This is a genomic window from Streptomyces sp. RLA012 (genome assembly GCF_056270325.1).
Window position 1 is genome coordinate 9,552,833 of sequence record NZ_JBWDPA010000002.1, and the last position, 14,639, is coordinate 9,567,471.

Annotated in this window: 17 protein-coding genes; 7 read left to right on the top strand and 10 right to left on the bottom strand. The window is 71.0% G+C overall.

What is annotated here, in order from left to right; translation table 11 throughout:
• The first annotated feature begins 75 nt into the window (after positions 1-75).
• Together RV986_RS43435 and RV986_RS43440 are read left to right on the top strand one after the other, a co-directional pair.
• Positions 76-648 (top strand): helix-turn-helix domain-containing protein, encoded by a 573-nt coding sequence (locus RV986_RS43435; RefSeq protein WP_475922640.1) that lies wholly within the window; start codon positions 76-78, stop codon positions 646-648.
• A gap of 43 nt (positions 649-691) precedes the next feature.
• Entirely contained in the window at positions 692-1,255 is a 564-nt protein-coding gene (locus RV986_RS43440) for a YbaK/EbsC family protein (protein ID WP_475922641.1), read from the top strand.
• Positions 1,256-1,267: 12 nt separating this feature from the next.
• Here the strand turns inward: RV986_RS43440 and RV986_RS43445 are convergent, their stop codons facing one another.
• Positions 1,268-2,413: a cation diffusion facilitator family transporter gene (locus RV986_RS43445; protein ID WP_475922642.1), complete on the bottom strand. Its 1,146-nt coding sequence runs from the start codon at positions 2,411-2,413 to the stop codon at positions 1,268-1,270.
• A 62-nt stretch (positions 2,414-2,475) separates the two neighbouring features.
• On the opposite strand from RV986_RS43445, the gene RV986_RS43450 reads away from it, so the two are divergent.
• Positions 2,476-2,835: an ArsR/SmtB family transcription factor gene (locus tag RV986_RS43450; protein ID WP_189184496.1), complete on the top strand. Its 360-nt coding sequence runs from the start codon at positions 2,476-2,478 to the stop codon at positions 2,833-2,835.
• A gap of 39 nt (positions 2,836-2,874) precedes the next feature.
• On the opposite strand, the gene ppk2 is transcribed toward RV986_RS43450, so the two are convergent.
• From ppk2 to RV986_RS43465, 3 genes are read right to left on the bottom strand one after another with little or no spacing between them, the layout of a single operon-like run.
• Positions 2,875-3,759 (bottom strand): polyphosphate kinase 2, encoded by an 885-nt coding sequence (gene ppk2 / locus RV986_RS43455; RefSeq protein WP_475922643.1) that lies wholly within the window; start codon positions 3,757-3,759, stop codon positions 2,875-2,877.
• 21 nt (positions 3,760-3,780) lie between these two features.
• Positions 3,781-4,017, bottom strand: coding sequence for a hypothetical protein (locus RV986_RS43460; RefSeq protein WP_475922644.1), 237 nt, complete (start codon positions 4,015-4,017; stop codon positions 3,781-3,783).
• 18 nt (positions 4,018-4,035) lie between these two features.
• Positions 4,036-5,190, bottom strand: a complete 1,155-nt coding sequence (locus RV986_RS43465) for an inorganic phosphate transporter (RefSeq protein ID WP_475922645.1) — start codon at positions 5,188-5,190, stop codon at positions 4,036-4,038.
• Between the two features lie 227 nt (positions 5,191-5,417).
• Here RV986_RS43465 and RV986_RS43470 point away from each other — a divergent pair, with 227 nt between their 5' ends.
• A complete protein-coding gene (locus RV986_RS43470; RefSeq protein ID WP_475922646.1) occupies positions 5,418-6,266 on the top strand; it encodes an alpha/beta fold hydrolase in 849 nt (282 codons plus the stop codon).
• A gap of 16 nt (positions 6,267-6,282) precedes the next feature.
• Here RV986_RS43470 and RV986_RS43475 read toward each other — a convergent pair whose 3' ends face one another.
• Both RV986_RS43475 and RV986_RS43480 read right to left on the bottom strand, forming a co-directional pair.
• Entirely contained in the window at positions 6,283-6,723 is a 441-nt protein-coding gene (locus RV986_RS43475; RefSeq protein ID WP_475922647.1) for an N-acetyltransferase family protein, read from the bottom strand.
• Between the two features lie 3 nt (positions 6,724-6,726).
• The gene (locus RV986_RS43480) at positions 6,727-7,134 is read right to left on the bottom strand and encodes a CoA-binding protein (protein WP_475922648.1); all 408 of its coding nucleotides are present in this window, start codon (positions 7,132-7,134) and stop codon (positions 6,727-6,729) included.
• Positions 7,135-7,495: 361 nt separating this feature from the next.
• On the opposite strand from RV986_RS43480, the gene RV986_RS43485 reads away from it, so the two are divergent.
• From RV986_RS43485 to RV986_RS43495, 3 genes are all read left to right on the top strand, one after another.
• Positions 7,496-8,890, top strand: coding sequence for an MFS transporter (locus RV986_RS43485; protein WP_475922649.1), 1,395 nt, complete (start codon positions 7,496-7,498; stop codon positions 8,888-8,890).
• A 128-nt stretch (positions 8,891-9,018) separates the two neighbouring features.
• Complete coding sequence (locus RV986_RS43490; protein WP_475922650.1) at positions 9,019-9,684, top strand: SDR family NAD(P)-dependent oxidoreductase; 666 nt, start codon at positions 9,019-9,021, stop codon at positions 9,682-9,684.
• 139 nt (positions 9,685-9,823) lie between these two features.
• On the top strand, positions 9,824-10,342 hold the full coding sequence (locus RV986_RS43495) for a MarR family winged helix-turn-helix transcriptional regulator (protein WP_475922651.1): 519 nt from the start codon (positions 9,824-9,826) through the stop codon (positions 10,340-10,342).
• A 166-nt stretch (positions 10,343-10,508) separates the two neighbouring features.
• Here RV986_RS43495 and RV986_RS43500 read toward each other — a convergent pair whose 3' ends face one another.
• The 4 genes from RV986_RS43500 to RV986_RS43515 all read right to left on the bottom strand — a co-directional run bounded on the left by RV986_RS43500 (position 10,509) and on the right by RV986_RS43515 (position 14,632).
• The gene (locus RV986_RS43500; RefSeq protein WP_475922652.1) at positions 10,509-11,678 is read right to left on the bottom strand and encodes an acyl-CoA dehydrogenase family protein; all 1,170 of its coding nucleotides are present in this window, start codon (positions 11,676-11,678) and stop codon (positions 10,509-10,511) included.
• A gap of 2 nt (positions 11,679-11,680) precedes the next feature.
• The gene (locus RV986_RS43505; protein ID WP_475922653.1) at positions 11,681-12,853 is read right to left on the bottom strand and encodes an acyl-CoA dehydrogenase family protein; all 1,173 of its coding nucleotides are present in this window, start codon (positions 12,851-12,853) and stop codon (positions 11,681-11,683) included.
• A 210-nt stretch (positions 12,854-13,063) separates the two neighbouring features.
• Entirely contained in the window at positions 13,064-13,825 is a 762-nt protein-coding gene (locus tag RV986_RS43510) for an SDR family NAD(P)-dependent oxidoreductase (RefSeq protein ID WP_475922654.1), read from the bottom strand.
• Between the two features lie 126 nt (positions 13,826-13,951).
• Positions 13,952-14,632 (bottom strand): response regulator, encoded by a 681-nt coding sequence (locus RV986_RS43515; protein WP_475922655.1) that lies wholly within the window; start codon positions 14,630-14,632, stop codon positions 13,952-13,954.
• Positions 14,633-14,639 lie beyond the last annotated feature (7 nt).

Consider the following 14,639-nt stretch of genomic DNA (forward strand, 5'->3'; position numbering starts at 1 on the left):
CAGGTGCACCACAGCATAGTTCATTCTATTGAACTATGCTATTTAGAATATTGGACGAAAGATAGTGGACGGAAAGTGTCGGATCTCGACCTGCTGACCCAGTCCCTGGCGCGCAACGTCAAGCGCTGGCGTGCCGAGCGCGGCTTCACCCTGGACGCGCTCGCCGGCCGCGCCGGAGTCAGCCGCGGCATGCTCATCCAGATCGAGCAGGCCAGGACCAACCCCAGCATCGGCACCATCGTCAAGATCGGTGATGCCCTCGGCGTCAGCGTCACGACCCTCCTCGACTACGAGCAGGGGCCCAAGGTCCGGATCGTCCCGGCAGACCAGGCCGTACGGCTCTGGCACACGGACGCGGGCAGTTACAGCCGCCTCCTCGCGGGCACCGAGGCGCCGGGGCCCCTGGAGATGTGGGACTGGCGGCTGATGCCCGGCGACGGCAGCCCCTCGGATCCGCACCCCACGGGAACGGTCGAACTCGTCCATGTCACGGCGGGCGAACTCACCCTCGCCGTCGACGGGGTCGAGTACCTCGTCCCCGAGGGCGCGAGCGTGTCCTTCGAGGCCGACACCCTTCATACGTACGCCAACAAGGGTGACGTCCCGGTGGAGATGGTCATGGCGGTATCGGTCCCGCTCGTGCACTGAGACACCCGGCCGGGCGTGCCCGAGCGGCTGTTAGCGTGCCGTCATGCGCGCTCCCATCGGACACTTCGATCACGCCGTACCCGCCCCCGACTGCCTCGACGAGCTCACCCGCCCGGTCGCGGACGGTGTACGCCACTGGCGCGGGACCGTCCCCGCCGACCAGATCGTGTACGTCGACACGGACCCCGAGTGGGCCGACACCGCGACCTTCGTCGAGCACTACGGCCAGGAACTGCTGGAGCAGTCCGCCAACTGCGTGGTCGTCGCGGGCAAGCGCGGCGGCGGGACCACGCTCGCCGCCTGCGTGGTCCTCTCCACCACCCGCGTCGACGTCAACGGCGCCGTCCGCCGCCAACTCGGCGCCCGCAAGGCCTCGTTCGCGCCGATGGACACGGCGACCGGCGAGAGCGGCATGGAGTACGGCGGCATCACCCCGATCGGACTGCCTGACGACTGGCCGGTGCTGGTGGACTCGGCGGTCGTCGACCTGCCGTACGTCCTGGTGGGCAGCGGCCGGCGGCGCGGGAAGCTGCTGGTGCCGGGGAAGGCGTTCGCGGAGCTGCCGAACGCGGTGGTGCTGGAGGGGCTGGGGATCGGGATCGCCTGACGGTTCGAGGGCCTACGCGGGCGCGTGGTGCGCGAGCGCCAGGTGCGGGTCCGTCTCGCCCGGCGCGGGGGCCGGATCGGCGTGCACCAGGGCCGCGGTGAGCTTCGGTACGGCGTGCAGCAGGGCGTGTTCGGCCTCGACGGCGATGCCGTGCGCCTGCCGTACGCTCGCCTCGCCGTCCACCACGACCGCCACCTCGGCGCGCAGCCGGTGTCCGATCCAGCGCAGTCGCAGCTCACCCACCCCGCGCACACCCGGGACCTCGCGCAGCGCCCGTTCGGCCACGTCCACCAGCTCCGGGTCCACGGCGTCCATCACACGCCGGAACACCTCGCGGGCGGCGTCGCGCAGCACCAGCAGGATCGCGGCCGTGATCGCCAACCCCACCAGCGGGTCGGCGAGCTGCCACCCGAGCGCCGCACCGCCCGCGCCCACCAGCACGGCCAGCGACGTGAATCCGTCCGTACGGGCGTGCAGGCCGTCCGCGACCAGTGCGGCGGAGCCGATCTCGCGGCCGACGCGGATGCGGTGCCGGGCGACCCACTCGTTGCCGAGGAATCCGATCAGCGCGGCCGCCGCGACGACCGGAACGTGGTGCACGGGACGCGGGTCGATCAGCCGCTCGACCGCGGTCCAGGCGGCGAAGGTCCCGGACGCGGCGATCGTCAGCACGATCACGATGCCCGCGAGGTCCTCCGCCCGGCCGTAGCCGTAGGTGAAGCGCCGCGTCGCCGCGCGGCGGCCCAGTACGAAGGCGATGGCGAGGGGTACGGCCGTCAGCGCGTCGGCGGCGTTGTGCACGGTGTCGCCGAGCAGCGCGACCGAGCCGGAGAGCACGACGACGACCGCCTGCGCCAGGGCGGTCGTACCGAGGACGGCGAGGGAGACCCAGAGGGCGCGCATACCGCGCGCCGACGACTCCAGCGCGGGGTCGAGCTTGTCGCCGGTCTCGTGGGAGTGGGGGGTGAGGAGGTGGCGCAGACGCGGCAGGGGGCCGGAGGGCGTGTGGCTGTGCGGGTGCGGGTGCGGGTGCGGGTGCGGATGTGGGTGTGGGTGCGGATGTGCCCTCGCGTGGTCGTGTCCGGAGCGGCCGTGATCGTGGGCATGGCTGTGGCCCTCGGCCTGGTCGTGGCCCTGTTCGTCGTGCTGGTCGCTCACGGGGGTCCCCTTCCGGTGCGCGGGAGTGGACGTGTCGGTGCCCACGGGACCATTATGTGCGTATGAGCGCACGCATGCACCTGTCACCTGCGCATGATGCGCACCCGCGTACCCCCGGCGAGGAACAGTTCGCGCTGGCCGCCGAACTTCTCGCCCTCCTGGGCGACCGCACCCGTCTCGCCCTGCTGCATGCCCTGACCGGCGGCGAGGCCGATGTCACCACGCTCACCGAGGCGTGCGGCGCCGCACGCCCGGCCGTCAGCCAGCATCTGGCCCGACTGCGTCTCGCCGGCCTGGTGAACACCCGCAAGGAGGGCCGCCGGGTGATCTACTCGCTCGGCGACGGTCATCTGCGCCGGGTGGTCGACGAGGCGCTGAGCCTGGCCGACCACCGCATCAACGACCGGCCGACGCACGACTGAGGCTGTGCCGTGCACCGTACTCAGCCGCGTGCGCCGTGCTCAGTCGCCGGTGTCGTCCTCGCCCGCCTCCAGCAGGTTCGCCGCCGCGCCCACGATGCTCGGGTCGGGGCTGCCGACGACCTCCTCGTCCTTGTCGGCGTAGGCGAAGCGGGCGAGGACGCTGCGCATCGCCTCGACACGGGCCCGCTTCTTGTCATTGCTCTTCACCACGGTCCAGGGCGCCTGCCCGGTGTCCGTCTCGCGGAACATGGCGACCTTGGCGGCGGTGTAGTGGTCCCAGAGGTCGAGTGAGGCCAGGTCCATGGGGCTGAGCTTCCACTGCCGTACGGGATCGACCTGGCGGATCGTGAAACGGGTGCGCTGCTCGCCCTGCGACACCGAGAACCAGAACTTGATCAGATCCACGCCGTCGTCGACGAGCATCCGCTCGAAGGCGGGCGTCTGCCGCATGAAGCGCCGGTACTCGTCGTCCGAGCAGAAGCCCATCACCCGCTCGACCCCGGCCCGGTTGTACCAGGACCGGTCGAACATCACTATCTCGCCCGCGGTCGGCAGATGCTCCACATACCGCTGGAAGTACCACTGTCCGCGCTCGCGCTCGGTCGGCTTCTCCAGAGCCACCACCCGCGCTCCGCGCGGATTGAGGTGCTCGGTGAACCGCTTGATCGTGCCGCCCTTGCCGGCCGCGTCGCGTCCCTCGAAGAGGATGACGAGACGGCGTCCGGTCGCCTTGATCCAGCTCTGCAGCTTCAGCAGTTCGATCTGCTGCAGGCGTTTGTGCCAGTCGTACTCCTTGCGCTCCATGCGCTCGTGGTAGGGGTAATTCTCCCGCCAGGTCTCCACCGGACTGCCGTCCGGCCGGATGAGTACGGGATCGTCGTGGTCGCTGTAATCGACGGTCAGACCCGTCAGCAATGGCGTCATCGCGCCCTCCCCGGCTTTGCTTCAGTGAAACTGCGGCACGATCAGATAAATTCCGTACGCGACGACGGCCGCGCAGGCCAGGAAGCAGAGCCCGGCCTGTGCGAGGCCGAGGGCGTGGGTGCCGCCGCCGTCATTCTCGCGCGCGGCCTCGACCTGAGCGATACCCAGGACACCGAGCGCGAAGACAACGACCACGGCCACTGTCACTCCGATGCTCACCGCGGTGACCTCGCCGAGTGCGGTCCAGTCCAGATGCATCGTACGTACTCCCCTGGGTCAGGCGGCCGTGCCGACGTTCGTCGGCGCCGTGGTGCGGACGGTGACTTCGTGGGTGTCGTTCACGTTGTTCGCGTGCACCGGGTTGCGGCGCGAGGCGATCACGATGAACGTGGCGACGACGGCGGCGCACAGCGCGATCACCACGGTGCCGAAGGTGCCGCCGTGCTTCACCACGCTCGCCGAGACCCCGCCGACCAGCGCGGCGGCGGGCAGGGTGACCAGCCAGGCGATCACCATGCGGCCGGCCGTGCCCCAGCGGACCTCGGCCAGTCGCCTGCCCAGACCGGCGCCCAGGATGCCGCCGGAGCAGACCTGTGTGGTGGAGAGCGCGAAACCGAGGTGGGCGGAGGTGAGGATCACGGTCGTGGCGGCGGCCTCGGCCGCGAAGCCCTGCGGCGACTGGATGTCGGTGAGCCCCTTGCCCATGGTGCGGATGATCCGCCAGCCGCCGAGATAGGTGCCCAGGCCGATGGCGAGACCGGCGGACGCGATGACCCACACCGGGGGACCGGCGTCGTGCCCGAGCGCTCCCGCCGAGATCAGCGTGAGCGTGATCACGCCCATCGTCTTCTGCGCGTCGTTCGTGCCGTGCGCCAGCGAGACGAGCGAGGCGGAGGCGATCTGGCCGAGCCGGAACCCCTTGGTCACCGAGTCCGGGCGGGCCCGTGAGGTGATCTTGTACGCGAGGTAGGTGGCCAGCAGTGCGGCGACGCCCGCCACCACCGGCGAGGCCACGGCCGGGATGAGTACCTTCTCGACCACCTTGCTGAAGTGCACGCCGTGCTCACCCGCGCCGACCCACACCGCCCCGATGAGTCCGCCGAACAACGCGTGCGAGGAACTGGACGGCAGCCCGAGCAGCCAGGTCAGCAGATTCCAGAGAATCGCCCCGACCAGACCCGCGAAGATCATGCCTGGCGTGACCAGGGTGTCGTCCACGATGCCGCCCGAGATCGTCTTCGCGACCTCGGTGGACAGGAACGCCCCGCCGATGTTCAGGACGCCGCTGATCAGGACCGCCGTTTTCGGTTTGAGGGCCCCGGTCGCGATGGACGTCGCCATCGCGTTCGCCGTGTCGTGGAATCCGTTGGTGAAGTCGAAAGCCAGCGCTGTGACGATGACGACCGCCACGAGGAACGTGATGTGGTCCATCCCTCGATGGAAGCGAGCCGAGGCGTCCGCCGGGCGAACTGGAGACGAAGGCGGTGTGTGCCCGAGTGAAGGTGCGTGTGCGGGCGCGGGCGCAGAGACCGGCGCCCCGGGCGGAGAGGCCGATGCCCCGGGCGCCGAGACCGATGCTCCGGGCGCCGAGGCCGGCGGCGGGGTGCCGGACCTCAATTCGCTTGCCGTGCGTCGCGGGCGGTCGTCAGGATGACGGCATGCCGATCTTCCGCGCTCCCGACGGGACCGAACTCGCTTATCACGCGGTGGGCGAGGGCGAACCGCTGCTGTGTCTGCCCGGTGGCCCCATGCGTGCCTCCGCCTACCTCGGTGATCTCGGTGGGCTGTCGCGGCACCGGCGGCTGTTCCTGCTCGATCTGCGGGGGACCGGCGACTCGGCGGTCCCGGCCGACCCGGCGACGTACCGCTGCGACCGGCAGGTCGACGACGTCGAGGCGTTCCGGGCGCACCTGGGGCTGGAGGAGGTGGATCTCCTCGCCCACTCGGCGGCCGGCGACCTGGCGTTGCTTCACGCGGCCCGGTATCCGCGTCGCGTCCGCACTCTCACGCTGGTCACCGGCCGCGCGCGGGCCCTCGGCATCGACTACACCGAGGAGCACCGCCGGGAGGCGGCCGCGCTGCGCACGGCCGAGCCGTGGTTCGAGGACGCGTACGCCGCCTACGAACGGATCCGGGCGGGCTCGGTGGACGACGCCGACTGGGACGCCGTCTCCCCGTTCTTCTACGGCCGCTGGGACGCGACCGCGCGGGCGCACGCGGCGACCGAGGTCGCGGAGACCAACGAGGAGGCCGCGGAGCGGTACGCGTCCGCCGGCGCCTTCGAGCCCGCCACGACCCGTGCCGCCGTCGCCGCGTCGGGCGCGCGGGTCCTGCTGCTCGCGGGCGCGCTGGACGGCGGCCCGCTGCCGCGCGTGGCCGCGGCCGTCGCGGAGCTGCTCCCCGAGGCCGAGCTGATCGTCCAGCCGGGGGCCGGCCACTTCCCGTGGCTGGACGACCCCCGGCGCTTCACGGAAACCGTGGCGGCCTTCCTCGACCGGGCACGGTGACCGGACGGGACACGGGTCAGGCCAGCCGCAGGTCGATCCACTCGGCGGTCTCGCCCGGCAGCACGTACCGCTCGACTTCGACGAATCCGTACTTAAGGGCGAACCGCAGCCCCGCTTCGTTGGCGGTCAGTACGACCGTCTCGATCACGTCGGCGCCCAGCGCCCGCGCCTGCCCCAGGCCGCGCTCGTAGAGCTGCTCGCCGAATCCCTGCCCACGGTGGTCGGGCAGCACCCGGGCGATCACCGTCGCCGTCGCGTTGCCGTCCTTGGGCGGGCGCACGGTCGTGCAGCCCACCACGACGTCGCCGAGACGGGCGACTTCCAGCTGGTTGCGTCCCGCACGTTCGCGGACCTCGTCGAGCGACAGGGCGGCGGGCGGGACGATGACGTTGTGGACGTACCGCCAGTCTTCGAGGTCGGTGTCGTCGTCCGGCTGCCGGAAACTCAGGGTGGACACCGGTCAGCCGAGCCGGGGGATCTCGATGGCGGGGCAGCGGTCCATGACCATGTCGAGTCCGGCGGCGCGGGTCCGGTCGTACGCTGCCTCGTCGATGACGCCGAGCTGGAACCAGACGGCCTTGGCGCCCACGGCCGCGGCCTCGTCGGCGACGGGCCCGGCGAGGCCGCTGTTGACGAAGACGTCGACGACATCGACGTCGAACGGGATCGCGTCGAGCGAGGGGTACCCCTTCTCGCCGTGCACGGTCTCGGCCTTCGGGTGCACGGGGACGATCCGCTTGCCGTGGCGCCGCAGCACGTCGGCGACTCCGTACGCCGCCCGGCGTTCGTTCGGCGAGAGGCCGACGATCGCCCAGGTGTCGCCGAGTTCGGTCAGGATCTTGCGGATCGTTGCCGGGTCGCCGTACACGGTCGGCCTCCTAGGTTTCCCGTCATGAACTGTCATGAACTGCCATGACCTGTCACGAACTGTCGTGAACTGTTGTGGACGTCAATGTGCTGACGTGAGTCGGCGGGGAACTGCCCTGCGGGCTCAGCCGAGAAACAGTGCGGGGTACCCGGTGATTCCCGTCCGGGCGTCCAAGGCGTCCGTGCGTCCGGCGGGAGCGCGGCGGTCCACGGCCTGCGGGGCGGAGCGGACGGGCGGGGGTTGGGGGGACCTGTCACACCCCCGCGTACGGCTCCCCGGCACGGCACGGTCTGCCTGGATGCGTGCGCGAACAGCAGGCTGGAAGCCCAGTGAAGATCCCTTCCCCTGTGCAGGAGTCCCGATGTCAGTCCCGCTCACTCCAGCGCGGTCACGCCTCGCCGCCGCCTCCGGGCCAGGTCGCTCCGCCGCAGGTGCGGCGCTGGCGGCGGCCGTGCTCGGCTTCTTCGTGGTCACGCTCGATGCTCTCGTGGTCAATGTCGCGCTGCCCGCGATCAGGGACGATCTCGGCGGGGGCATCACCGGCCTGCAGTGGGTGGTGGACGGCTACACGCTGATGTTCGCGGGGCTGCTCCTGTCGTCGGGGGCGCTGTCCGACCGGATCGGTGCGCGGCAGGCGTACGCGGCCGGGTTCGCGGTGTTCATCGCCGCCTCGGTCGCCTGCGGGCTGGCGCCGAACCTGGGCGTGCTGGTCGGGGCGCGGCTGGTGCAGGGAGCGGGCGCCGCGGTGATGCTGCCCGCGTCGATGGCCCTGATCCGCGAGGCCTGTCCGGACCCGGTCGAGCGGGCGCGGGCGATCTCGTTCTGGGCGATGGGCGGCGCGGTCGCGTCGGCGGCCGGACCGGTGCTCGGCGGCTTCCTGACCCTGCTGAGCTGGCGGGCGATCTTCTTCATCAATCTGCCGGTCGGTGTGGTGGCGCTGGTCCTGTTCAGCCGTATCGCGCGCTCACCGCGCCAGGAGGCCCCGCTCGACCGGACCGGGCAGGTGGCCGCGGTACTGGCGATGTGCGGTCTGACGTACGGCGTGATCGAGGCCGGCGCCGACGGTTTCGGCACGCCGCGGGTGCTGCTCGCGCTCGGCGTCGCGGTACTGGCGCTGGTCGTGTTCCTGGCGTCCCAGGCGCGCGGGAAGCACCCGATGGTGCCGCTGGACATGTTCCGCTCCCGTGGCGTCGTGATCCCGCTGCTCGGCGGCTTCGCGTTCACCGTCGGTTTCTACGGTCTGGTGTTCCTGCTCAGCCTCTACTTCCAGGAGCTGCGTGGCCTGTCGTCCCTGGGTACGGGCCTCGCGTTCCTGCCGATGACCATCGTGACCGCCTTCATGAACCTGGTGGCCGCCCGGATCGCCGAGAAGTTCGGTGCGCGGGTGCCGATCGCCTTCGGCCTGTTCCTCATGGCGGTCGGCATGGTCGTCCTGTGCGTCGCCCCGTCGACCTCGGCGACCTGGCTGCCGGCCCTGCTGATGGTCCCGGTCGGGGTGGGCGGCGCCATGGCCGTGCCCTCGCTGACCGCCGTGCTGCTGGAGAACGTTCCGGCCGAGCGGGCCGGCACCGCGAGCGGCGTGCTCAACACCAGCCGTCAGGTCGGCGGCGCGCTCGCCGTCGCGGTCTTCGGCGCTCTCGTCGCGCATCGGACCGGTTTCGTGCACGGCATGCGGGTCAGCCTGCTGATCTCCACCGTGCTGCTGGTCGTGGCCGCGGCGGCCGCGCTGACGCTGAAGCCCGCCCCGCAGAAGTGACGCGCGTCACGAGCGGCCGCCACCGACTGGAGGCATGCTCCCCTCGTACGCATCTCGTACGCATCTCCTCCGTCCCTCGCACCTCCCTCGTACGCCGCCCCACCCCAAGGCCCCAAGGAAGAACGACCATGACCACCATCGCCATCATCGGAGCCGGACCCGGCCTCGGCGCCGCCGTCGCACGGCGGTTCGGCCGCGAGGGCTTCGACGTCGCCCTCGTCTCACGCGACGAGGACAGGGCACAAGCCCTCGCCGCCGACCTTGTCGGCGAAGGCCTGACAGCACGCGGATTCGCCGCCGACGTCCGCGATCCCTCCGCACTGGGGGCGGCCCTCGACGCCGCGACCACGGAGTTGGGTCCCATCGAAGTGATGCAGTACAGCCCGGTTCCGCAGCGGGAGTTCATGCGGCCCGTCCTGGAGACGACGGCCGCCGACCTGGTGGCCCCGATCGAGTTCTCCGTCTACGGGCCCGCCGTGGCCGTGCACCAGGTGCTGCCCGGCATGCGGGCGCTCGGCCGCGGCACCGTCCTCCTCGTCAACGGCGGTACCGCCGTGGTTCCCCATCCCGACCGCGCGGGCACCTCGATCGCCTTCGCCGCCGAGAGCGCCTACGGCCACCTGCTGCACGGCGCGCTCGCCGACGACGGCATTCATGTCGCCCAGCTCGTCATCCCCGGCGCGATCGTTCCCGGGCACCCGAGGAAGGACCCCGCCACGCTCGCGGACTTCCTGTGGAGCATGCACCGGGACCGGCACGGGTTCCGGCACTTCGCCGACGACCTCGACTCCTGACCCGCGAAAGTCCGGCCAGTGAAGTCCGGCCAGTGAAGCCCGGCCAGTGAAGCCCGGCCAGTGAAGCCCGGCGACTGAAGCCCGGCCGCGGGAGGCGTCGAGTTACTTGACTCATGCAAGTAGACGCTAAAGTCGTCGCATGTCCACACCACCGTCGGCGGCAGCCGGTCACGCGTTGACGAACCTGGCCGAGATCGAGCGGGCGCTCACCCGCATCTCGTATCTGACCAGCAGGGTTCGCCAGCACGAGCGCCTCATGGCGCTGGCCGGACTCCCGCTGGACCGAGCCGCCGTGGCGCTGCTGCGGCAGATCGCCGATACCGGTTCCCTGCGGCCCAGCGAGCTGGCGAACCTGCTGTCCGTAGAGGCGTCGCATGTGACCCGGCAGGTGAAGCAGCTGGAGAAGTCGGGCTATCTGACGCGGGTCCCGGACCCGGCCGACCGTCGTGCCCAGCGCATCGAGCTCACGCCGGTCGGGCAGGACGCCGTCGACCGTGTCCGCGAGGCGAGCTGCCGGGGAATGTCGGTGGCGCTGGCGGACTGGTCACCGGAAGAGCTGGGGCAACTCGCCACGCTGTGCCATCGTCTGGCCGACGACTTCGTCGAGCACGCCGAGGACGAAATCGAACCGGAGCGCGAAGACTCCGACGAAGCCTGACGCTGTCGCCGCGGTGCAGTGTGGTCGCAGGTCGCAGGTCGCAGGTCGCAGGTCGCGGGTCGCGGGTCGGGGGTCGGGGGCGCGCGGTGGCGGTGTCCTTGTCTCGCCATCCCTGTGGTCTCTGCGGCCTCTGCGCTCCCTCTCGGGTCCTATTTCCTGTCGGTTCCTATCGGTTCCTGGGGAGTCTGAGGCGGCGCTCCGCGATGATCTCCCGGAGGATCTCGCTCGTCCCGCCGTAGATCGTGCCGACCACCGCCGACCGGAACCCCTCCTCGAACTTGCCGCCACGGGGAGCGTCGGCCGCCTCGGGGGCCAGTACGCCCTCGGCGCCCAGGATGTCGAGGATGTCGCTGTAGTGGCGCTGGGCGGCCTCCGTCGTGAACAGCTTCCACATCGAGCCCTCGACACCGGGGAGTTCGCCCTTCTGGGCGCGCCATCGGTTCCGGAGACCGAGGAGGCGTGTGACCTCCTCGTCCACCACCATCCTGCCGATCCGCTCGGCGGCCAGCGGGTCGTCGAGGACGGTGCTCCCGTCGGGGCGTCGCGTGGTGCGGGCCCAGCGCGCCAGATCCTCGACCGGGGACGCGCCCTCCGAACCGGGGCTGGCGGCCGAACGTTCGTGGACGAGGGCGACGTGCATGACGCTCCACCCCTCGTCGACCCCGCCGAGACGCGCGGAGTCCGGGATCCGTACGTCCGCGTAGAACGTGGCGTTGGTGCGCTGCCCGCCGAGCGTGTGGATCGGCTGGATGTCGTACCCCGCGCTGTCGGTCGGCACGAGGAACATCGAGAGCCCCTTGTGCTTGGGCACGTCCGGATCGGTGCGGGCCAGCACGAACACGTGGGTGCACAACTGGGCGGTGCTGGTGAACATCTTCTGGCCGTTGATCACCCACTCGTCGCCGTCCCGGACCGCGGTGGTCTTCGCCGCGGCGACGTCCGAGCCGGAGTCCGGCTCGCTGTACCCCAGGGCGATCAGCGTCTCTCCACGGAGCGCGGCCGGGAGGTACTCGCGCTTCTGTTCCTCGGTTCCCACGTGCTCGATGGTGCGCAGCACCATGGAGGTAGTGGACCACCCGTCCGATACGAGCCCCATGCGGCCGAGTTCGTCGAACACCGCCCGGGCGAAGCCGGGATCGACGTCACTCCCGCCGTATTCGGGCGCCCAGTCGGCCGCCAGGATCCCGTCGCGCGCGAGCAGCGCGTGCAGTTGCGGTGTCTGGTGCGTGCCGGAGACGCGCTGCTCCTCCACCCACTCGGGTCGCACATGTGCCTCGATCCATGCGCAGGCCGCCTCGCGGTGCGAGGCCAGTTCGTCGAATTCGCGGAAGTCCATCGTCAGCCCGCCCTCTCTTCCGATGCTTGCGATGCTTCCGATGTTTCCGTCGGTGCTGCTGGTGTTGCCGGCGCTTCCTTCGGTCCCGCTGGTGTCAGGGCGTCCTCTGCCCGCTCCTCGTCGAAGACGCGCTGCGCGAGCCGCGCGTACGCCGCGCGGGAGTCGCCCGCGACGAGTGACCAGGCCTTCGCCCGCCGGAAGTAGAGCTGGATGTCGTACTCCAGCGTGTAGCCGTATCCGCCGTGGAAGTGCAGAACCTCCGACGCCGTCTTGAAGGCGGTCTCCGAGGCGAACAGGAACGCCATGGTCGCCAGGGTGTCGGCCGTGGGCAGGTTCTCGTCCTGGGCCCAGGACGCCTCGTAGGCCAGAAGTCGCGCGCCGTCCAGGGCGATCACGTCGTCGGCCAGGCGGTGCTGGATCGTCTGGAAGGTGCCGATGAGCACGCCGAACGCCTTGCGTTGCATCACATAGTCGATGCCGATGTCCAGGGCCTTCGAACCGAGGCCGAACAGCGCCGCGCCGGTCAGCAGTTCCCACCGGCTCAGTGCGCGGCGGTGGGCGCGGACGGCGGCCGGCCCGCGTGCCAGCACCACGGTGTTCTCCGCGTCGACGCGGCAGTCGGCGAGCGGCAGCGCCCCGAGGTTGTGGACGGCGCCGGCCGGCGCGGCGGGGCCCCTGTGCGGCTGCCGGAGCAGGAGGAGCTCGTCACCCCGCAGGAGGACGACGAGATCGGCCACCGCGCCCGCCGGAACCAGCCGGGCGGTGTCACCGGTCGCCGGCCGTGGGGCCAGGGTCGCCAGGAGTTCGCCCGCGACCGCGCGTGCCGCCAGGGGCTCCAGCCGGGCGTCCGGCCCGTCGGGCAGCGACGGGCTCGCGACGGACAGCGATGCGAGGAGCTCGTTCGCCACCGCCGCCTCGATCAGCGGTACGGGGGCCAGTGACTGCCCCAGGCACTCCGCCGCGATGGCGAGTTCCACGAAGCCGGCGCCGCCGCCCCCGCGCTGCTCGGGTACGGCGATCGCGCCGAGCCCCAGATCGACGACCTTGCGCCACAGCGCGGCGTCGAACCCGAGTGGCTCCGCCGCCCGCACGGCCGCGGTGGACGACTCCTTCTCGAAGAACGTGCGCAGCGTGTCGCGCAGTGCCGTCTGGTCGTCCGTGAAGTCCAGGTCCACTAGTCCTGCCCTCTCTTGAAGTGGTCGCGACCAGCCGTTCCGCCTTCTCCTGACACGTGACCATCCTGCTCACCGTTGCCTCAGGCCACCATGAATAAGAGAGTGGCATAAGTCACATTCTCTCAATCTGACATACGGCATTCTCGCATGCTGATGGCGAGAAGGGTGGAGTCGGTGGGTGGGATCGGTGGGCGGGGCCGGCGGGCGGGGTCAGCGCAGGACGGTGCCGCCGTCGACGTTGATGACCTGTCCGTTGATCCAGGAGCCCTCGTCGGACAGCAGGTAGGCGACCATGCTGGAGACGTCGCCGCTCTCGCCGTGACGCGTGCTGCGCGTCCGGGCGAGCATCGCCTTCAGCATGTCCGGCGGCGCGCCCTCCTTGATCTCGCGGGTCAGGATCAACCCGGGGGCGACGGCGTTGGCGCGGATGCCTTCCGTGCCCCAGCGTGAGGCGACGTGGCGGGTGAGGGCGTTGATGCCCGCCTTGGTCGCGGAGTAGGCGGGGCGTCTCGGGTCCCCGGTGAAGGAGGCGATGGAGGACGTGTAGACGATCGCTCCGCCGCCCCGCTCCAGGAGTGCCGGGATGGTGTGGCGGCTGACGAGCATGTGACCCCGCAGATTGACGGCGATGGTGTGGTCCCACACCGCGAGGTCGATGTCGACCACGTCGGTGTCCTTCTGGACCGCGCTCATGTCGCCGGCGTTGATGTGTACGGCGTCCAGGCCTCCGTAGGCCCGCACCGTCGCAGCGACCAGTTCCCCGACCGAGGAGTCGTCGGAGATGTCGAACTGTGCCGCGACCGCCCGACCGCCGGTGTCCGCGATGGCCGCCGCGGTCCGTTCGGCCCCCGCGAGGTCGAGATCGCCCACCACGACCCTGGCGCCCTCCTGTGCCAGCCGCTCCGCGGAGGCGGCACCCAGCCCGGTGGCCGCTCCGGCGATCAGGACGACCTTGTCCTTGAGACCCTGCATGCCGCCGCCTCTCCCCTGTGAGAATATGATTCTACCTATAACAGAAGGTTCTTCTCTACGGAAGGAGCGGCCGTGTCGCGGAGGGTGCCGGTGTGCCCGCGACGGGCCCCGCGCCGTCGAACCCGCTCACTCCGGGGAGCGCGGGACCTGCACCAGGCCGCACTGATAGGCGATGACGACCAGTTGTGCGCGGTCCCGGGCGCGCAGTTTGGTCATGGCGCGGTGGACGTGGGTGCGCACGGTCAGCGGGCTGACGACGAGTTCCTCGGCGATCTCGTCGTTGGACCTGCCCTCGGCCACCAGTGCCGTCACCTCCCGCTCGCGGGCGGTGAGGGCTTCCAGGGCGTCGGGGAGCGCGAGCCGGGCGCTGGGCGCCGGAGCGGCGAGGAAGCGGGTGACCAGGGTGTGGGTGGCCCGGGGGGAGAGGAGCGCGTCGCCCGCGGCCACGGTGCGGATGCCGTTCAGGAGCGCGTCCGCGGTGACGTCCTTGCCGAGGAAGCCACTGGCTCCGGCCCGCAGGGACCGGGCCACGTCCTCGTCGGTCTCGAAGGTGGTGAGGATGAGGACACGGGTGGTGGAGAGATCGGGGTCGGCACAGATGGCGGTGGTCGCGGTGAGCCCGTCGGCGCCGGGCATCCGGACGTCCATGAGGACGACGTCGGGGCGGTGGGCGCGGGCGAGCGCGGCCGCCTCCCGGCCGTCGGAGGCCTCGTCGACCACTTCCATGTCGGAGCAGGAGTCGATCAGGATGCGGAACGTCGCTCTCAGGAGGGCTTGGTCGTCGGCGAGCAGGACACGAATGGTCATGGGGTGC